Origin of the sequence: Pseudomonas sp. SWRI92 (assembly GCF_014268685.1) — a bacterium.
GTDB lineage: Bacteria > Pseudomonadota > Gammaproteobacteria > Pseudomonadales > Pseudomonadaceae > Aquipseudomonas > Aquipseudomonas marvdashtae.
In genome coordinates, this window is sequence record NZ_JABWQY010000021.1 from 73,904 (window position 1) to 92,908 (window position 19,005).

Genomic DNA, 19,005 nt, shown 5'->3' on the forward strand with positions numbered 1-19,005 from the left:
ACAGGTGCGTCATGCAGCCCTTCGCTATTGCTCCGTCGATTCTCTCCGCCGACTTCGCCCGCCTGGGTGAAGAAGTGGACAACGTTCTGGCCGCCGGCGCCGACATCGTGCATTTCGATGTCATGGACAATCACTACGTACCCAACCTGACCATCGGCCCGATGGTTTGCGCGGCGTTGCGCAAATACGGCGTCACCGCGCCGATCGACGCGCACCTGATGGTCAGCCCGGTGGATCGCATCGTCGGCGACTTCATCGAAGCGGGCGCCACCTACATCACCTTCCACCCGGAAGCCACCCTGCACGTCGACCGCTCCTTGCAACTGATCCGCGAAGGCGGTTGCAAGGCGGGCCTGGTGTTCAACCCGGCAACGCCCTTGGACGTGCTCAAGTACGTGATGGACAAGGTCGACATGGTCCTGCTGATGAGCGTCAACCCCGGCTTCGGCGGGCAGAAGTTCATCCCCGGCACGCTCGACAAGCTGCGCGAGGCGCGGGCGCTGATCGATGCCTCGGGCCGTGACATCCGCCTGGAAATCGATGGCGGCGTGAACGTGAGCAACATCCGCGAAATCGCTGCGGCCGGCGCCGATACCTTTGTCGCCGGTTCGGCCATCTTCAACGCACCGGATTACAAAGAGGTGATCGAGAAGATGCGCGCCGAACTGGCCCTGGCGCGCCCATGAGCGGCTTCGAGCAGCTGTTTCCCGGCAGCCTGCCACGCCTGGTGATGTTCGACCTCGACGGCACGCTGGTGGACTCGGTCCCGGACCTCGCGGCTGCCGTGGACGCCATGCTGCTCAAGCTCGGACGCCCGCCCGCCGGCATCGACGCGGTGCGCCAGTGGGTTGGCAATGGCGCGCCGATGCTGGTGCGCCGGGCCCTGGCCAATCACATTGATGCCCAGGGCGTCGATGATGCGCAGGCCGAGCGGGCGCTGGAGCTGTTCAACGAAGCCTATGAAGGCCATCACGAATTGACCGTGGTCTACCCCGGCGTGCGCTCCACGCTCAAGTGGCTGCACAAGCAAGGCGTGGAGATGGCGCTGATCACCAATAAGCCGGAGCGTTTCGTTGCGCCGCTGTTGGACCAGATGAAAATTGGACGGTATTTCCGCTGGATCATCGGCGGAGACACCCTGCCGCAAAAAAAGCCCGATCCGGCCGCGCTGTTCTTCGTGATGAAAATGGCCAATATCCCGGCGTCCCAATCGTTGTTTGTCGGCGACTCGCGCAGTGACGTGCTGGCGGCGAAAGCGGCGGGGGTCAAGTGCGTGGCGCTGAGCTACGGCTATAACCATGGCCGGCCGATTGCCGAAGAGTTTCCGTCATTGGTGATCGATGATTTACGACTGTTAATTCCCGGTTGCCTGGACCCGGCGGCTGAGATAACGTTGCCCGACGCTGTTCAATCCTCTTCTGGAAACGCCATCGTGGTGGTCACTCGCAAACTCTGGATGAAAGTCATCAAGGCCCTGGCCCGCTGGCGTTGGCGCGCCTGACGTGATCCTGGCCGGTTATCCGGCGCGTTTGCATACCTGACTGTCAGCTCCTCTTGCCACGAGGCACCCCCATGATCCGCGAAGAATTCCTGCGTCTAGCCGCTGCCGGCTACAACCGCATCCCGCTCGCCTGCGAAACCCTGGCCGACTTCGACACGCCGCTGTCGATCTACCTCAAGCTGGCCGACCAGCCCAACTCCTACCTGCTCGAATCGGTACAGGGCGGCGAAAAGTGGGGCCGTTATTCCATCATCGGTTTGCCGTGCCGTACGGTACTGCGAGTCCATGACCATCGCATCAGCGTGACCTGCGACGGTGTCGAAATCGAAAGCCTCGAGGTCGACGACCCGCTGGCGTTCGTCGAATCCTTCAAGGCCCGCTACAACGTGCCGAGCATCGCCGGCCTGCCGCGCTTCAACGGTGGCCTGGTGGGGTATTTCGGCTACGACTGCGTGCGCTACGTGGAAAAACGCCTGGGCAGCTGTCCGAATCCCGATCCGCTGGGCGTGCCGGACATTCTGCTGATGGTCTCCGATGCGGTCGTGGTCTTCGATAACCTAGCTGGCAAGATGCACGCGATCGTCCTGGCCGATCCGTCCCAGGAAGATGCCTACGAGCAAGGTCAGAAAAGCCTGCAGGCACTCCTGGAAAAACTCCGTCAGCCGATCACGCCACGTCCCGGCCTGGACTTCAGCAAGCAGTCGGCGGCCGACCCGGTATTCCGTTCCAGTTTCACCCAGGACGATTACGAACGGGCCGTCGATACCATCAAGGAATACATCCTCGCCGGCGACTGCATGCAGGTTGTGCCGTCGCAACGGATGTCCATCGACTTCAAGGCCGCGCCGATCGATCTCTATCGCGCGCTGCGCTGTTTCAATCCAACGCCCTACATGTACTTCTTCAACTTCGGCGACTTCCATGTCGTGGGCAGTTCACCCGAGGTGCTGGTGCGGGTCGAAGACAACCTGATCACCGTGCGGCCGATTGCCGGCACGCGTCCTCGTGGCGCTACGGAAGAAGCCGATCGGGCATTGGAAGAAGACCTGCTCTCGGACGACAAGGAAATCGCCGAGCACCTGATGTTGATCGATCTGGGGCGCAACGACACCGGACGGGTTTCCGAAGTGGGATCGGTGAAGCTCACCGAGAAAATGGTCATCGAACGCTACTCCAACGTGATGCACATCGTCTCCAACGTCACCGGCCAGCTAAAGGCCGGGTTGACCGCGATGGACGCGCTGCGAGCGATCCTGCCGGCGGGCACCTTGTCCGGTGCGCCGAAAATCCGCGCGATGGAAATCATCGATGAACTGGAACCGGTCAAGCGTGGCGTGTACGGCGGTGCCGTGGGTTACTTTGCCTGGAATGGCAACATGGACACGGCCATTGCCATCCGTACCGCAGTGATCAAGAACGGTGAACTGCACGTTCAGGCCGGCGGTGGCATTGTTGCCGACTCGGTGCCGGCACTGGAGTGGGAAGAAACCCTGAACAAGCGTCGGGCTATGTTCCGCGCCGTGGCGTTGGCGGAGCAGACTTCAGGCGACTGAAGTCCTCCACAACAACCTGAGTGGCCAGGAGCCCTTTTGCTCCGAAGGCCGTATTTAAAGTCAGTGAATCCAAAGGTTGCTACGCCATGTTGCTGATGATCGATAACTACGACTCTTTTACCTACAACGTTGTGCAATACCTTGGCGAGCTCGGTGCCGAGGTCAAGGTGGTGCGCAACGACGAGCTGACCATCGCCGAAATCGAGGCCCTCAAGCCCGAGCGTATCGTGGTTTCGCCGGGCCCATGCACGCCGACAGAGGCGGGCATTTCCATCGAAGCGATCAAATATTTTGCCGGTAAGCTGCCGATTCTCGGCGTCTGCCTGGGCCATCAATCGATCGGCCAGGCCTTTGGTGGCGATGTCGTGCGCGCCCGGCAAGTGATGCATGGCAAGACCAGCCCGGTGTTCCATGAAGACAAGGGCGTGTTCGAGGGCCTGAATCACCCGCTTACGGTTACCCGCTATCACTCGCTGATCGTCAAGCGCGATACTCTGCCCGATTGTCTGGAGCCGACCGCCTGGACCCAGCTCGAAGATGGCTCGGTGGACGAGATCATGGGACTGCGACACAAGACGTTAAATATTGAAGGTGTGCAATTTCACCCTGAGTCTATCCTCACTGAACAGGGCCACGAGCTGTTCGCCAACTTCCTCAAACAAACCGGCGGCACGCGCTAAGGACTTTTCATGGATATCAAGGCAGCCCTTAACCGTATCGTCGGCCAGCTCGACCTGAGCACCGAAGAAATGCGCGACGTGATGCGTGAAATCATGACGGGCCAGTGCACGGATGCGCAGATAGGCGCGTTCATGATGGCCATGCGCATGAAGAGCGAGAGCATCGATGAAATCGTCGGTGCGGTCACGACCATGCGAGAGTTGGCGGACAAGGTCGAACTCAAGACCCTGGATGGCGTGGTGGATGTCGTGGGGACCGGCGGCGATGGCGCCAACATCTTCAACGTTTCCACAGCCTCGGCGTTTGTCGTCGCGGCGGCTGGCTGTACGGTCGCCAAGCATGGCAATCGTGCGGTTTCGGGCAAGAGCGGCAGTGCCGATCTGCTGGAGGCCGCCGGAGTCTACCTGAACCTGACACCGGTCCAGGTGGCGCGTTGTATCGACAATGTCGGCATCGGCTTCATGTTTGCCCAGACCCACCACAGCGCGATGAAACATGCCGCGGCACCCCGCCGTGACCTGGGCCTGCGCACGCTGTTCAACATGCTCGGTCCGCTTACGAATCCGGCCGGTGTGAAGCATCAAGTGGTCGGTGTGTTCAGCCAGGCATTGTGCCGGCCGTTGGCCGAGGTCCTGCAGCGCCTGGGCAGCAAGCATGTGCTGGTGGTTCATTCCAAGGACGGGTTGGATGAATTCAGCCTCGCGGCTCCCACCTTCGTGGCGGAGCTGAAAAATGATCAGATCACTGAATATTGGGTCGAACCCGAAGACCTGGGCATGAAGAGCCAGAGCCTGCACGGGCTCGCGGTAGACGGGCCGGCCCAGTCGCTGGAATTGATCCGCGATGCCCTGGGGCGTCGCAAAACCGAAAATGGCCAGAAGGCTGCGGAAATGATCGTGCTCAACGCGGGTGCCGCGTTATACGCCGCCGATCATGCCAGCAGTCTCAAGCAAGGTGTGGAGCTCGCTCATGACGCCCTGCACACCGGCCTGGCCAGAGAAAAACTGGAAGAATTAGGCGCGTTTACCGCCGTATTCAAAATGGAGAATGAAGGATGAGCGTGCCAACAGTTCTGGAAAAAATCCTGGCTCGAAAGGCCGAGGAAGTGGCCGAGCGCCGTGCGCGGCTCAGCCTGGCCGAGTTGGAAAATCTCGCGCGTTCAGCCGATGCGCCTCGTGGCTTTGCCCAGGCGTTGATTGACCAGGCGAAGAAAAAGCAGCCAGCAGTCATTGCCGAAATCAAGAAGGCCTCTCCCAGCAAAGGTGTGATTCGGGAGCACTTCGTCCCGGCCGACATCGCCAAGAGCTACGAGAAGGGCGGTGCGACCTGCCTTTCGGTGCTGACAGACGTCGATTTCTTCCAAGGCGCCGACGACTACCTCAAGCAGGCGCGGGCGGCGTGCAAACTGCCGGTGATCCGCAAGGATTTCATGGTCGATCCTTACCAGATCGTTGAAGCCCGAGCCCTGGGTGCCGACTGCGTGCTGTTGATCGTTTCCGCCCTGGACGATGTAAAAATGGCCGAGTTGGCGGCAGTCGCCAAGGACGTTGGCCTGGATGTGTTGGTGGAGGTCCACGACGGAGACGAATTGGAGCGGGCGCTGAAAGTCCTGGATACCAAGCTGGTCGGCGTGAACAACCGTAACCTGCACACGTTTGAAGTCAGCCTGGAAACTACCCTGGACTTGTTGCCACGGATTCCGCGGGATCGGTTGGTCATCACCGAGAGCGGCATTCTCAACCGGGCCGATGTCGAGCTGATGGAAGTCAGCGACGTATACGCCTTCCTGGTAGGTGAAGCGTTCATGCGGGCTGAAAGCCCGGGCATGGAGTTGCAGCGTTTGTTTTTCCCCGAGCGCGGCGTTCCGGTGAGCGGTTCGACGTTGGACTGATTCTTCATGCCTCCCGCCATATCCTTCACAGTCGAAAACGGCCTGCAAGCCGAGCAGGACTTGCTGGCCAGTGTGTGCGCTGGCGATGCGGAATCAGGCTTGCTGTTCTGGCAGCCCCGTGACCGTGCGTTGGTCATGCCGCGTCGCTTGAGTCGCTTGCCGGGGTTCGAGCTTGCCTGCGAGGTATCCGCCGCCAATGGCTGGCCGGTGCTGTTGCGTGAGACCGGGGGCGAACCGGTGCCCCAGTCAGCCGCTACCGTCAACATCGCGCTCGTCTACGCACCGCCGCGAAGCGAGGGCGATCACGGTCGAATCGAAACCGCTTACCGCCGGCTGTGTGATCCCATCTGCCAGTTGCTCGATGAACTGGGCGGGGTGGCTTCGCTGGGTGAAGTGGAAGGCGCCTTCTGTGACGGGCGCTTCAACGTCAATCTCGACGGCCGGAAAATGGTCGGGACAGCGCAGCGCTGGCGGCAGAGCAAGGGCGGCCAGCGCCCGGTAGGGCTTGTGCACGGCGCACTGCTGCTGGACGACGAGCGCGAATCCATGGTCGCGGCGGTCAATCGTTTCAATGAGGCTTGTGGCCTGGAGCAGCGCGTGCGAGCCGAAAGCCACATCGCCCTCCATGAAAAATTCCCCGCCCCCCACGCCCTGGAGCGACTTGAGACCTTGTACCGGGAATTGCTGGATAGCCTCTAGCGGGTGCCGAATACCACCATCGTCTTGCCCTTGACGTTGACCAGATCGCGATCTTCCAAGTCCTTGAGCACACGGCCGACCATCTCCCGGGAGCAACCCACGATCCGGCCGATTTCCTGGCGGGTCACTTTGATCTGCATGCCGTCCGGGTGGGTCATGGCGTCTGGCTGCTTGCACAGATCCAGCAGGCAGCGGGCAACGCGACCTGTTACGTCAAAGAAGGCGAGGTCACCCACTTTGCGGGTGGTATTGCGCAGCCGCTGTGCGATTTGTCCGCTGAGGACGTAAAGAATGTCCGGATCCTGCTGGGACAGCTCTCGAAATTTGCTGTAACTGATCTCAGCGACATCACATTCGACTTTTGCCCGCACCCAGGCGCTGCGTTCCTGTTCCTTGCCCGCCTGTTCAAACAAACCCAGCTCACCAAAGAAGTCCCCCGAGTTCAGGTAGGCGATGATCATCTCCCGACCGTCATCGTCCTCGATCAGGATAGTGACCGAGCCCTTGATGATGAAAAACAGCGTGTCGGAACGATCGCCGGCACAAATAATGTTGTGCTTGGCGGGGTAGCGGCGACGCTGGCAATGCATCAAGAGTTTGTCGAGGTTCTTGATCTTGGACGTGGGAGTAATGGCAACCATGGTTGTATCCCGAAAACTGCGCGGTGTGGTGGTTTGGTTTTTATGGGGGGCGAATGGCTATCGCTAAAAGCTGGCCATACGCCAGCGGCTGGGTGCCAGCTTAACAGAGGCGTTACTAATTAATTCGAGAATTTACGTACGCGCAACGGCTCCAGGCGTCCTTACTCAGGGGCCGCCATCGCGGGGCGCTGTGCTAAGCTGGCGCCCCCTTTTTTAACAGTGGAGTCTTGGCGATGAAGGCACGCATCCAATGGGCTGGCGAAGCCATGTTCCTCGGTGAGTCAGGCAGCGGTCATGTGGTCGTCATGGATGGCCCGCCTGAGTCCGGAGGTCGGAACCTGGGCGTCCGGCCGATGGAAATGTTGCTGCTGGGCGTAGGTGGTTGCAGCAATTTCGATGTGGTCAGCATCCTGAAGAAGTCGCGCCAAGCCGTTGAGAGTTGCGAAGCCTTCCTGGCAGCCGAGCGCGCCACCGAGGATCCGAAGGTGTTTACCAAGATCCACATGCATTTCGTGGTGAAGGGCCGAGGCCTGAAGGAAGCCCAGGTCAAGCGCGCAATCGAGTTGTCGGCGGAGAAATACTGCTCGGCCTCGATCATGCTCGGTGCCGCCGGTGTTGAAATCACCCACGATTATGAAATCATCGAATTGGGTTGAATCGACATCCAACCATCACAAAAGCGGTGCAAGCTCTGGCGATCAGAAGCCGACGTCTGCATAATGCGCCACTTTTTTCAGGGCAGTGATCGGCTTGCGTCCGATCACTCGCCTGGACAGACAACCAAAATCGCCATCGCGAAGAGGTGTTAACCGTCCTACGCAGGTGCGTCTTCGCATCTGACGGGCATGCTTGATCACGCGGCCGGGCCGCAATACACAGAGAGTTTTTAAACGGTGAAAAGCAAACTCAAGCTCCATGGGTTCAATAACCTGACAAAGACCTTGAGCTTCAACATCTATGACATCTGCTATGCGGAAACCCCGCAAGACCAGCAGGCCTACGTCGAGTACATCAATAAAGAGTACAACGCCAAGCGCCTCACGCAGATCCTCACGGAAGTTGTCGATATCATTGGTGCCAACATCCTGAACATCGCCAGTCAGGACTATGAACCCCAGGGCGCCAGCGTGACCATTCTGATCTCGGAAGAGCCGGTGACACCGACCGACAGCCAGATCGAAGAGTCCCCAGGTCCGTTGCCTGAAATTATCCTGGCCCACCTCGACAAGAGCCACATCACGGTACACACCTATCCGGAAATCCATCCGGTGGACGGTATCGCGACGTTCCGTGTGGACATCGATGTGTCGACCTGTGGCGTCATTTCACCGCTCAAGGCGCTCAACTTCCTGATTCACCAGTTCGACTCCGACATCGTGACCGTGGATTACCGCGTGCGCGGTTTCACCCGGGACGTGGAAGGCCACAAGCACTTCATTGATCACGAGATCAATTCGATCCAGAACTATCTCTCCGAAGACACTCGCGACGCTTATCAGATGACCGACGTGAACGTGTACCAGGAAAACCTGTTCCACACCAAAATGCTCCTCAAAGACTTCGAACTGGATAACTACCTGTTCGGCGATGCCACCAGCAATCTGTCTATTGAACAGCGTGGCCAAGTTGAAGAGCGTGTGAAGCACGAAATGCTGGAAATCTTCTACGCGCGCAACATGCCGCGCTAAGGTTTCGGCGACAAAAAAAGGCGACTGCCCAGGGGGTAGTCGCCTTTTTTGTTTTGGAAGCCGCTGGCCCTATATGGGCCTGATGCCGATTTGGCTGTCAGATCCGGTAAGTACTCTTCGTCATGACTTTAGCCAGCAGGCTCATGCCGAATTTGACCGGGGCCGGAAACCGAAAACCACCTGCTTCAAGTGCGCTTTCGGCGTGGTGCTCTTCATCCTTACGCATTTGTTCGAGAATTGCTCTGGATTTTTCATCCTCGGCCGGCAACTGCTGCAAATGCTCATTCAAATGCTTGCACACTTGATGTTCGGTCGCGGCGACAAAACCCAGGCTGACCTTATCACTGATCAGCCCGGCAACTGCACCGATGCCGAATGACATACCGTAGAACAGCGGGTTCAGCACGCTGGTGTGGCTGCCCAACTGGTGGATGCGTTGCTCGCACCAGACCAGATGGTCGATCTCTTCCTCGGCGGCGTGTTCCATTGCCTCGCGAACCTGAGGCAGTTTTGCTGTCAATGCCTGGCCTTGATAGAGCGCCTGGGCGCAGACTTCACCGGTATGGTTGATGCGCATCAATCCTGCGACATGGCGAGTCTCTTCATCGCTCATCTTGACGTCTGGTTGCACGATCGCCGGTGACGGGCGATACGGCTGGCCGCTGAAAGGCAGCAGTGTTCGCATTGCGGTATCGGCTTGCAGGAGCAGGCGGTCAATGGGCGAGTAGTGACGTTGGGTAGTCATGCTTACCTCCGGGGAAAATCACGGTGGCCAGTTTAACCCAATCGGCCGTTGAAGATTTGCGTTGGGTCAGCGGTATCGATCCGGTGGCCAATTCATCTGGCACTGTCCCAGCACATGCATATGAATGTGATAGACGGTCCGGCCACCAAGTTCACTGCAGTTCACGGCGAACTGGGCGGGCGTGGCTTTTCAAACAGAAAGATGTTCAACGCGGGCAGTAGGCCTTGTTGATCATGCCAGTGATGGTTCGCACCAACCATCGCGACCCAAGTCGCGGCAGCGCGGCCAGCCAGCGATTGCGACGCCCGGGAATGATGATCGCGCGGTTCCGGTCCAGTGCGCGTACGGCATACAGCGCCACTTCTTCCGGGCTCATCAACAGTCCCGTCGCGTTGAGTTTGTTTTCATCCATTTGCGCCTTGGCGTAAAAGCCGGTCCGGGTCGGGCCTGGGCAGAGCACTGATACCTTGATCGCGCATTTCTTCAGTTCGACCCGCAGAGCTTCGGAGAAGTGCAGCACATAGGCCTTGCTTGCGTGATAGGTGCTCATCCAAGGACCTGGCTGGAAGGCGGCAATCGACGCGACGTTTAGAATCTGACCGCCCCCATGCAACGCCATGCTGTTGCCTACCGCATGACACAGGCGTGTCAGGGCGAGGATGTTGATTTCGATCAGGTCCTGTTCGGTCATCCAGTCCTGGCCAAGAAAGGGGCCGCAGGTACCGATGCCGGCGCAGTTGACCAGCAGGTCGATCTGGCGCTCGCCTTCTTCCAGCTCCAGCAGAAAACCGGAAAGCCTCAATGGTTCGCCCAGATCACAAGCCCGGAACAGCACTTCCACGCCAAATCGCTGCGTCAGTTCCATGGCAATACTTTCCAACCGGTCACGCTGCCGAGCCACCAATATCAAGTTGCGACCGCGCCGGGCCAGTGCTTCAGCCATGGCCAGGCCGATGCCACTGGAGGCGCCAGTTATGAGGGCGTAACGGGTCATGCAGTTCTCCATCGCAACAGCCCGCCGCTGGTGGACAGGGCTGTCACCGGCACGAAGCGCGCTTATTGTTCCTCTTCTTCATAGTCTACAGAAGGCGGAGCGGGCTCGGCTGCCTCGGCGGCGGGTTCTTCAGTGGTTTCGCCGCTGGATTCGCTGCTTTCATAGCTGCTTGAGGCACCGCTGCCATAGTCCTCTTGCAGAGCACCAAAGATGCCAGCAAACGTCGCCAGGAAAATCAGCACGATCATCACCAGCCAAAGCGACGCCAACAGCTTCACCGCCGTGGTGTTGCGCGGCGGTGGCGGCCCGTACTGGTTCGCACCGGTATTGCCCGGAGCGATGATGAGGATGAACGGGAAGATGCTGCCTACGAATGGGACGAGGTTGATCAGCCACAACCACCCCGACCAGCCGAGGTCATGCAGGCGCTGGACGTTGAACTGGATGCTGACGAAGGCAAAGGCAATCAGGACGACTGCACCGAGCAGGCCGCCGACGACCAGTCCAGTCACCGAGTCGGACGCCAATATCCAGGTCGTGGCGAACCAGAAGCCCAGGCCGACCAGCGGCAGCACCGCGAGCATCAGCACCATGGTCCAGGCCAGGTAACGCAGGCGCCCGATGCGACCATCGAAGCTGAAGGGTTTGAGTGTGCTGTATTCGGCAAGTGTTTCGCCGACTGGCGCGCGGGGAGGAGCATAGGGAGAAACTGGATCGACGATCGAATCCGAATGGCGCGCGCCGGGTTGATGTGTCGACTCCTGCACCTCGTCGAGGCTCAGTTGGAGGGACGGTTCGGCTTCGATTCGTGCATCGATCCCGCTCTTGTGAAGCGCTTCCAGATACTGCTGTGCTTCACCTTGGGACAGGTTGTTTTTAAGAGACACCTTGCGACCACTGAACAGCCGCTCAATGGCGCTGACGTCGCTTTTGAACAACTCGGCGAGGTTGAGCTTGGCGGTAGTAGTATCGACGCCTGGCAGCAAGGCCCCGTCGAATACGATGTTAAAACGCTTTTCACTCATGCCGGGCATCCCTGTCTTTCCAAGTTGAATTCGTATTATTGGGTTCAGCGGGGCCATTGGCCGCCAAGTTGTGCCGCCAGGGCTTGTGCCTGGCGGTATTCCTTATCCAAGCGCGCGATCAATTGATCGACGCTTGGCAAATCATCAATGTCGCCTACACCCTGGCCTGCGGACCATACGGTCTTCCAGGCCTTGGCTTCATCGTGCAGCGGTTTGAGTTTCGAGCCGGAATCGGCGGCGCCCTTGCCTTGAAGTGCAATCAGGTCGAAGCCGGCATTTTCCAGGCTTTGGCGCATAAAACTCGCCGGTACTCCGGAGACGGCGGAAGTATGCACGATGTCCGCGGCTCTGGATGTGAGCAACATCTCTTTATAAGCGTCGGACGCATGACTTTCGCTCGTACCGATAAAGCGCGTTCCAAAGTAGGCCAGGTCGGCACCGAGTAACTGTGCCGCGAGGATCTGATGGCCATGGTTCAGGGACCCTGCAAGTAGCAGGGTTTTATCGAAGAACTGGCGGATCTCGGCAATCAGTGCAAACGGGCTCCAGGTCCCGGCATGTCCACCCGCACCGGCTGCGACGGCGATCAAGCCATCGACACCGGCCTCGGCGGCTTTTTCAGCATGGCGGCGGGTGGTCACGTCGTGGAACACCAGGCCGCCATAGCCGTGAACCGCGTCAACCAGTTCCTTTACTGCCCCCAGGCTGGTAATGACGATTGGCACCTTGTGCTCGATGCAGATCGCCAGGTCAGCTTGAAGCCGCGGATTGCTGTTGTGAACAATCAGGTTGACCGCGTAGGGCGCCGGTTTTTCCATCGTCGCCAGGCCCGCTTCTATTTCTTCCACCCAAGCCTTGAAGCCACTGGTTTCGCGTTGATTCAGCGCCGGAAAGCTTCCTATGACGCCGTTGCGGCAGCAGGCCAGTACCAACTGTGGATTGGAAATGAGGAACATCGGTGCCGCCACGACGGGCAGCCGAAGGCGTTGTTCAAGCAGAGCGGGCAGCGACATTGGAAGTACCCCGGGTGAATGATGGGATTGGAATCAGAACGGCCGGACCACGACCAGGATTACGATAGCCAGCAAAATCAGCACCGGCACTTCGTTGAACCAGCGATAAAAGACATGGCTGCGGGTGTTTTCACCACGGGCGAAGCGCTTCACCTGAGCGCCGCACATATGGTGGTAGCCGATCAACAGCACCACGAGGGTCAGCTTGGCGTGCATCCAGCCCCCTTGAGTAAAGTAAGCGCTGGCATTGAGACTGAGCAACGCGATACCGAACACCAGGGTAGCGATCATTGCCGGGCCCATGATGCCGCGATACAGCTTGCGCTCCATGACGCAGAAACGTTCCTTGCTGACGCTGTCCTCACTTTGGGCGTGATAGACGAACAGGCGAGGCAGGTAGAACAGGCCAGCGAACCAGCAGACCATGCTGACGATATGAAGTGCTTTGAGCCATAGATAAAGCATTTTGATTATTCCCAGGTTCACAGTAGCCCCGATAGTAGAGGTTACAGCGGCCATACGTCACCTTGCCGGTTGTCGCCGCAGCGCGTGCCCCCTATCATCGACGGCTTTCCAGTGGTTCGTTGAGGGCAGGTTTATGGTCAAGGTCGGTATCGTCGGCGGCACGGGTTACACCGGTGTCGAACTGCTGCGTCTGCTGGCACAGCACCCGCAGGCTGAGGTGGTTGTCATTACCTCTCGATCCGAGGCCGGCCTGGCCGTTGCCGATATGTACCCGAACCTGCGAGGGCATTACGACGGCCTGGCGTTCAGCGTTCCGGACATCAAGACCCTGGGCGCCTGCGATGTGGTGTTTTTCGCTACGCCTCACGGCGTTGCGCACGCTCTGGCGGGCGAGCTGTTGGCCGCCGGGACGAAGGTCATCGATCTGTCGGCGGACTTCCGCCTGCAGGACGCGGACGAGTGGGCCAAGTGGTACGGCCAGCCTCACGGTGCGCCGGAACTGCTCGATGAAGCGGTCTACGGCTTGCCGGAAGTCAATCGCGAAAAAATCAGGCAAGCACGATTGATTGCTGTACCAGGTTGCTATCCGACCGCTACACAGCTGGGGTTCTTGCCGTTGCTTGAGGCCGGCCTCGCCGATACATCGCGGTTGATTGCCGACTGCAAATCCGGTGTCAGTGGCGCCGGCCGTGGCGCCAGTGTCGGTTCTCTGTATTCGGAGACGTCGGAAAGCATGAAGGCCTACGCCGTCAAAGGTCACCGTCACTTGCCGGAAATTCGCCAAGGGTTGCGTCGTGCGGCGGGCGAGGACGTCGGCCTGACTTTCGTACCGCATCTCACACCAATGATCCGCGGTATCCATTCCACTCTCTACGCGACCGTCGTTGATCGTTCCGTCGACCTTCAGGCGCTGTTTGAAAAGCGTTACGCCAACGAACCGTTTGTCGACGTTATGCCGGCCGGCAGCCATCCGGAAACCCGCAGCGTACGCGGTGCCAACGTGTGCCGGATAGCTGTGCATCGCCCGCAGGACGGCGATCTGGTGGTGGTACTTTCGGTCATTGATAATCTGGTCAAAGGCGCATCCGGCCAAGCGGTACAGAATCTCAATATCCTGTTCGGCTTGGATGAGCGTCTGGGCCTGTCCCATGCGGGAATGTTGCCGTAACAGCAACAGCAAGCGTGAAGTCTGGGAGCTACAAGTCTGGTGCTTGTAGCGTGCCGCTGCTTTGGTAAATAGTTGACCGATTTTGTAGGAGAAGCGGATAATGCCCGCCATCACGCATTATGGCGGCGTAAACGCCGGGAGATATTCAGCATGAGCGTCGAAACCTTCACCCCCACGGCTTTGCAATTCACCCACGGTGCTGCGCACAAGGTGAAGAGCCTGGTCGATGAAGAGGGTAATGATCGTTTGAAGCTGCGCGTGTTTGTCACGGGCGGCGGTTGTTCCGGTTTCCAGTACGGTTTCACTTTTGATGAAGAAGTGGCCGAAGACGACACCATCGTCGAGCGCGAAGGCGTCAGCCTGGTGGTCGATCCGATGAGCTTCCAGTACCTGGCAGGTGCCGAGGTGGATTATCAGGAAGGTCTGGAAGGGTCGCGTTTCGTGATCAAGAACCCTAACGCCACCACAACTTGTGGGTGCGGTTCTTCGTTCTCGATCTGAGGCTTCAATAAAAACGCCGCAGTGCCTTACGGCCCTGCGGCGTTTTTTTGTCTGGCGTTATTGATTTCAGGCCGGATAGATAGCGCCGAGTACACGCAAGCCGCGGGCGCCAGTGACACTTGGACGATTGCCCGGGATGCCTTCAAGGCAGCAATGGGCGAGCCAGGCAAAAGCCATGGCTTCAACCCAGTCCGGGTCCACACCGTACACCGCCGTACTGCTGACCTTGGTATCCGCCAGCAGCTCAGCCAGGCGCTTCATCAGCGTCCGATTGTGCGCTCCGCCGCCGCAGACCAGCAGTTCCTGAGTATTGGACTGGGCATGTTGCAGCGATTCGACGATGGTCGAAGCGGTCAGTTCGAGCAGCGTCGCTTGTACATCCTCCGGGGCGAAAGCTTGCAATTGCGATAAATGCTGGCTCAGCCACGGCAGGTTGAATACTTCACGGCCGGTACTTTTCGGGCCCTTGGTGACGAAGAAAGGATCGCTGAGTAGAGCCTTGAGCAGAACTGGCTCGACTTTCCCGCTGGCAGCCCAGTGGCCGTCGCGATCAAAATGTTCGCCTCTTTGTTGATGTATCCAGGCATCGAGCAACACGTTGCCCGGGCCGCAGTCGAAACCAGCCACGGGTTTTGCGGGCTCTATCAGGCTGAGGTTGCTGAAGCCGCCGACATTGAGTACGGCGCGATTACCGGCTCGTTCTTCGAACAGTGCTTCGTGAAACGCAGGGACCAGTGGTGCGCCTTGTCCGCCAGCGGCGACATCGCGGCTGCGGAAATCGCTGACCACGGCGATGCCGGTCAATTCGCTCAATAGTGCCGGATTGCCGATTTGCACGGTAAATCCGCGGGCCGGCTCGTGGCGAATGGTCTGGCCGTGGCTGCCAATTGCCGAGATGTCTTCAGGCTTGAGTTTCTGTTCGTTGAGCAGGGTATGGATGCCCTGGGCGGCCAGCTTTACCCAGCTTTGCTGGGCAATGGCGGAACGGGCTATCTCATCGGGCCCGCTGCTGCACAATCCGAGCAATTCGGCGCGCAGGACGGCGGGCATGGGGATGTAGTGCGTGGCGATCAATTTGATCGCCGGGGCCAATTCGATCAGTGCGATATCCAGGCCATCCAGGCTGGTCCCGGACATCACACCGATATAGAGCGCCATGGCTTAGCGCTTGCTCGAAGCCAGCATGGTGGCTTTCTCTTGATCCATACGAGCCATCAAGGGTTGGCTTTGAGCCAGGAAGCGTGCGCGCTCGCCCTTGGCAATTGGATCGGCCATCGGCAACTTCTGGCCCAGCGGATCGACGTGCACGCCGTTGACCTGGAACTCATAGTGCAAGTGCGGGCCGGTGGACAGTCCGGTGGTGCCTATGTAACCGATCACCTGGCCCTGCTTGACGCTACCGCCGGTCTTCACGCCTTTGGCGAAGCCTTGCATGTGGCCGTACAGCGTGCGGTAGGTATTGCCATGCTGGATGATCACGGTGTTGCCATAACCACCGCGACGTCCTGCCAGCAATACCTTGCCGTCGCCGGCTGCCTTGATTGGGGTACCACGCGGGGCGGCGTAGTCGACACCTTTGTGGGCGCGAATCTTGTTCAGGATCGGATGCTTGCGACCGGCGGAAAACTTCGAGCTGATGCGGGCGAAATCAACCGGTGTACGGATGAATGCCTTGCGCATGCTGTTGCCATCGGCGGTGTAGTAGCTGCTGTTGCCTTGCTTGTTGGTATAGCGCACCGCTGTGTACGTCTTGCCGCGGTTGGTGAAGCGCGCGGAGAGAATCGGGCCATTGCCGACGCTCTTGCCATTGACCACTTTCTGCTCGTAGATGACGTCGAATTCGTCGCCCTGGCGAATGTCCTGGGCGAAGTCGATGTCGTAGCCGAAGACGCTGGCCATATCCATGGTAAGGCTATGGGAAAGGCCTGCGCGCGCAGCCGACTGGGACAACGAACTGTTGATGACGCCATGGACGTAGGCTGAGCGAACGGTGGGCTTGGCGGTGACGCGATTGAATACATAGCCCTTGTCGTTTTTGGTCAGGGTGATGCTTTCCAGGTCGCTCAGCTTGGTGTGCAGGTTGGTCAGCTGTCCGTCTGGATTGAGTTCGAATTCGAGTTTCTGGCCGCGCTGCAGTTGAGTGAATTGCTTGGCTTGTTTGTCGCTGGCCAGGACTTCATGGACCGACGTCGGGGGCAGGCCAACTTTTTCGAAGAGGGTGGAAAGTGTATCGCCCTTGGCAACAATCACTTCGCGATGGTCGGGGCCCTTCTTTTCTTCCGCAGCAGGGGCTTCTACCTGGGCGGCGGTCGCTGCAGCGTCCTCCGGGCTGTTTTCAATCTGTGCAAAAGGAGAAGCGGCCGGTTCGTTTGTGGCTTGAACGGTTTCGGCGGCGTCTTGTTCTTGTGTCAGTTGTTCAGCAGGGCTTTCCAGTTCAAGACTCAGAGTCGTCTTTTTGGCTTCAACATCGCTGGAGGGAAACACCAGGAGCGCCAGGCTAAGGAGGGCTGCGATGCCACTTGCGGCAAGCAGGTGGGTCTTTGGGTAAAGCGGCGGCGCTTTAGACGGTTCTGTGGTCATAAGTAATTTTGGCTTTTGAAAAGATGAATTGGAAAAGATGAATGACATGATGAAGATGAAATAACTGTATAAAATATAACCAAAACCCCTGCGAAGCAAGCCCGCGGACGCTCTGTTCTGTGGATTGGCGTCCGCGCGCCGGGCAAACCTTGTATTTGGTGCGCGATCTTGTATGGTTGGTGCCCTTTGAATCTGAGCCTTACGGGTCTGTTATGAAGTCGGTTGAAGAGCAGCTAGCGCTGATCAAACGTGGTGCGGAAGAACTGTTGGTCGAGTCCGAGCTGATCGAAAAGCTCAAGCGCGGGCAGCCGCTGCGCATCAAGGCTGGTTTCGATCCGACGGCACCCGATCTGCACCTGGGTCATACCGTGCTTATTAATAAGCTGCGCCAGTTCCAGGAGCTGGGGCACCAAGTCATCTTCCTTATAGGTGACTTTACCGGGATGATCGGTGATCCAAGCGGGAAGAGTGCTACGCGCCCACCGCTGACCCGTGAGCAGGTGCTCGATAACGCCGAGACCTACAAGACGCAGGTTTTCAAGATTCTTGATCCGGCCAAGACTGAGGTGGCTTTCAACTCCACCTGGATGGATCAGATGGGGCCGGCGGATTTCATTCGCCTGACGTCCCAGTACACCGTGGCTCGTATGCTCGAGCGCGACGATTTCGACAAGCGCTATAAATCCAATCAGCCAATTGCCATTCATGAGTTCCTCTACCCGCTTGTACAGGGCTATGACTCGGTTGCATTGCGCGCGGATGTGGAGCTTGGCGGTACCGATCAGAAATTCAACCTGTTGATGGGGCGTGAATTGCAGCGCGGTTATGGCCAGGAAGCACAGTGCATCCTGACCATGCCATTGCTGGAAGGCCTGGATGGCGTGAAGAAGATGTCCAAATCCTTGGGTAATTACGTAGGTATCCAGGAAGCGCCGGGCGTCATGTACAGCAAGCTGGTTTCCATTCCCGACGCGCTGATGTGGCGTTACTTCGAGCTGTTGAGCTTCCGGTCCATGGAAGAGATTGATGCGTTCCAGGCTGATGTAGAGGCGGGGGCTAATCCGCGGGACATCAAGATCAAACTGGCCGAAGAGATCGTTGCGCGTTTCCATGGTGAGGAGGCTGCGGCCAATGCTCATCGCGCGGCGGGTAACCGTATGAAGGATGGCGAGCTGCCGGATGATCTGCCTGAGATTGAACTGACTGCTGCCGAAGCTATGCCGATTGCGGCGGTCCTTAACAAAGCGGGCTTGGTCAAGAATGCGGCGGTGGCGCGGGATCTCCTGGGTTCGGGCGGTGTGCGTATAGATGGTGAGGTTGTGGATCGCACCTATATATATGAGCTGGGCGCTACTCATGTATGCCAAGCCGGCAAGAAGGCTTTCGCGCGCATTACGCTTAAATCCGAATAAAGCTGAAAATAACGGTTGACGGCAAATCCTGGGTGTCTATAATTCGCCCCACTTCCGGCGCAGTCGAAACGGAAAACTCCTTGAGTTTCAAAGAGTTAAGTAGGTTTCGATGTAGACGGGCTTCAGTTCATCGAGGCACGGAAGGAGTGGATAGGGCGGTGTGGTCTGGCCCTGTCGACGGTTCGATCTTCTCGGTCGAAAGCGGTGTAAAAGAGGTGTTGACAGCAGCGACTAACGCTGTAGAATTCGCCTCCCGCTAACGAGAGATCGGAAGCGCAAGTGGTTGAAGTTGATAAGGAAACTTTGAAAACTTCTAAAAATAACCGCTTGACAGATGCACGGGGCGCTGTAGAATGCGCGCCTCGGTTGAGACGAAAGACTCAGCCAACCGCTCTTTAACAACTGAATCAAGCAATTCGTGTGGGTGCTTGTGGAGTCAGACTGCTAG

General features: G+C 58.5%; 20 protein-coding genes and 1 pseudogene. 12 read left to right on the forward strand and 9 right to left on the reverse strand.

Features of this window, described 5'->3' with window-relative positions:
- Positions 1-11: 11 nt before the first annotated feature.
- From rpe to HU762_RS24235, 7 genes are all read left to right on the forward strand, one after another.
- Complete coding sequence (rpe, locus tag HU762_RS24205; protein WP_186641186.1) at positions 12-686, forward strand: ribulose-phosphate 3-epimerase; 675 nt, start codon at positions 12-14, stop codon at positions 684-686.
- The gene (locus HU762_RS24210; protein WP_186641189.1) at positions 683-1,501 is read left to right on the forward strand and encodes a phosphoglycolate phosphatase; all 819 of its coding nucleotides are present in this window, start codon (positions 683-685) and stop codon (positions 1,499-1,501) included. Before rpe ends, HU762_RS24210 begins: the two co-directional genes overlap by 4 nt.
- Positions 1,502-1,572: 71 nt before the next feature.
- A complete protein-coding gene (trpE, locus tag HU762_RS24215) occupies positions 1,573-3,054 on the forward strand; it encodes an anthranilate synthase component I (protein WP_186641191.1) in 1,482 nt (493 codons plus the stop codon).
- 86 nt (positions 3,055-3,140) lie between these two features.
- On the forward strand, positions 3,141-3,734 hold the full coding sequence (locus tag HU762_RS24220; protein ID WP_186614350.1) for an aminodeoxychorismate/anthranilate synthase component II: 594 nt from the start codon (positions 3,141-3,143) through the stop codon (positions 3,732-3,734).
- 9 nt (positions 3,735-3,743) lie between these two features.
- Entirely contained in the window at positions 3,744-4,793 is a 1,050-nt protein-coding gene (gene trpD / locus HU762_RS24225; protein ID WP_186641192.1) for an anthranilate phosphoribosyltransferase, read from the forward strand.
- A complete protein-coding gene (trpC, locus tag HU762_RS24230) occupies positions 4,790-5,626 on the forward strand; it encodes an indole-3-glycerol phosphate synthase TrpC (RefSeq protein WP_186641195.1) in 837 nt (278 codons plus the stop codon). The genes trpD and trpC overlap by 4 nt, the downstream gene beginning before the upstream one ends.
- Before the next feature lie 6 nt (positions 5,627-5,632).
- Complete coding sequence (locus HU762_RS24235; protein WP_186641197.1) at positions 5,633-6,325, forward strand: lipoate--protein ligase family protein; 693 nt, start codon at positions 5,633-5,635, stop codon at positions 6,323-6,325.
- Here HU762_RS24235 and crp read toward each other — a convergent pair.
- On the reverse strand, positions 6,322-6,966 hold the full coding sequence (gene crp, locus HU762_RS24240; protein ID WP_186641199.1) for a cAMP-activated global transcriptional regulator CRP: 645 nt from the start codon (positions 6,964-6,966) through the stop codon (positions 6,322-6,324). The genes HU762_RS24235 and crp overlap by 4 nt on opposite strands.
- Before the next feature lie 233 nt (positions 6,967-7,199).
- On the opposite strand from crp, the gene HU762_RS24245 reads away from it, so the two are divergent.
- Positions 7,200-7,622, forward strand: coding sequence for an OsmC family protein (locus HU762_RS24245; RefSeq protein ID WP_186641201.1), 423 nt, complete (start codon positions 7,200-7,202; stop codon positions 7,620-7,622).
- Positions 7,623-7,859: 237 nt separating this feature from the next.
- The gene (gene speD / locus HU762_RS24250) at positions 7,860-8,654 is read left to right on the forward strand and encodes an adenosylmethionine decarboxylase (protein ID WP_039590886.1); all 795 of its coding nucleotides are present in this window, start codon (positions 7,860-7,862) and stop codon (positions 8,652-8,654) included.
- Positions 8,655-8,751: 97 nt separating this feature from the next.
- On the opposite strand, the gene coq7 is transcribed toward speD, so the two are convergent.
- The 6 genes and pseudogenes from coq7 to hemJ form a co-directional block, all read right to left on the reverse strand.
- Positions 8,752-9,399, reverse strand: coding sequence for a 2-polyprenyl-3-methyl-6-methoxy-1,4-benzoquinone monooxygenase (gene coq7, locus HU762_RS24255; protein ID WP_186614362.1), 648 nt, complete (start codon positions 9,397-9,399; stop codon positions 8,752-8,754).
- A gap of 66 nt (positions 9,400-9,465) precedes the next feature.
- Positions 9,466-9,567, reverse strand: a pseudogene (locus HU762_RS24260) (hypothetical protein); the annotation flags it as partial.
- A gap of 37 nt (positions 9,568-9,604) precedes the next feature.
- The gene (locus HU762_RS24265) at positions 9,605-10,393 is read right to left on the reverse strand and encodes an SDR family oxidoreductase (RefSeq protein ID WP_186641203.1); all 789 of its coding nucleotides are present in this window, start codon (positions 10,391-10,393) and stop codon (positions 9,605-9,607) included.
- Between the two features lie 62 nt (positions 10,394-10,455).
- Entirely contained in the window at positions 10,456-11,418 is a 963-nt protein-coding gene (locus HU762_RS24270) for a DUF805 domain-containing protein (RefSeq protein ID WP_186641205.1), read from the reverse strand.
- A 44-nt stretch (positions 11,419-11,462) separates the two neighbouring features.
- Positions 11,463-12,431, reverse strand: coding sequence for a nitronate monooxygenase family protein (locus HU762_RS24275; RefSeq protein ID WP_186641207.1), 969 nt, complete (start codon positions 12,429-12,431; stop codon positions 11,463-11,465).
- A 33-nt stretch (positions 12,432-12,464) separates the two neighbouring features.
- On the reverse strand, positions 12,465-12,896 hold the full coding sequence (gene hemJ / locus HU762_RS24280; RefSeq protein ID WP_186614369.1) for a protoporphyrinogen oxidase HemJ: 432 nt from the start codon (positions 12,894-12,896) through the stop codon (positions 12,465-12,467).
- 133 nt (positions 12,897-13,029) lie between these two features.
- Here hemJ and argC point away from each other — a divergent pair, with 133 nt between their 5' ends.
- Positions 13,030-14,064, forward strand: a complete 1,035-nt coding sequence (gene argC, locus HU762_RS24285; RefSeq protein ID WP_186614371.1) for an N-acetyl-gamma-glutamyl-phosphate reductase — start codon at positions 13,030-13,032, stop codon at positions 14,062-14,064.
- 150 nt (positions 14,065-14,214) lie between these two features.
- The gene (gene erpA / locus HU762_RS24290; protein ID WP_003177727.1) at positions 14,215-14,565 is read left to right on the forward strand and encodes an iron-sulfur cluster insertion protein ErpA; all 351 of its coding nucleotides are present in this window, start codon (positions 14,215-14,217) and stop codon (positions 14,563-14,565) included.
- A 66-nt stretch (positions 14,566-14,631) separates the two neighbouring features.
- Here erpA and HU762_RS24295 read toward each other — a convergent pair whose 3' ends face one another.
- Positions 14,632-15,723: an anhydro-N-acetylmuramic acid kinase gene (locus HU762_RS24295; RefSeq protein WP_186641209.1), complete on the reverse strand. Its 1,092-nt coding sequence runs from the start codon at positions 15,721-15,723 to the stop codon at positions 14,632-14,634.
- 3 nt (positions 15,724-15,726) lie between these two features.
- Entirely contained in the window at positions 15,727-17,145 is a 1,419-nt protein-coding gene (locus HU762_RS24300) for a peptidoglycan DD-metalloendopeptidase family protein (RefSeq protein ID WP_186641211.1), read from the reverse strand.
- Positions 17,146-17,357: 212 nt separating this feature from the next.
- On the opposite strand from HU762_RS24300, the gene tyrS reads away from it, so the two are divergent.
- Entirely contained in the window at positions 17,358-18,557 is a 1,200-nt protein-coding gene (gene tyrS, locus HU762_RS24305) for a tyrosine--tRNA ligase (protein ID WP_186641213.1), read from the forward strand.
- Positions 18,558-19,005: the final 448 nt, after the last annotated feature.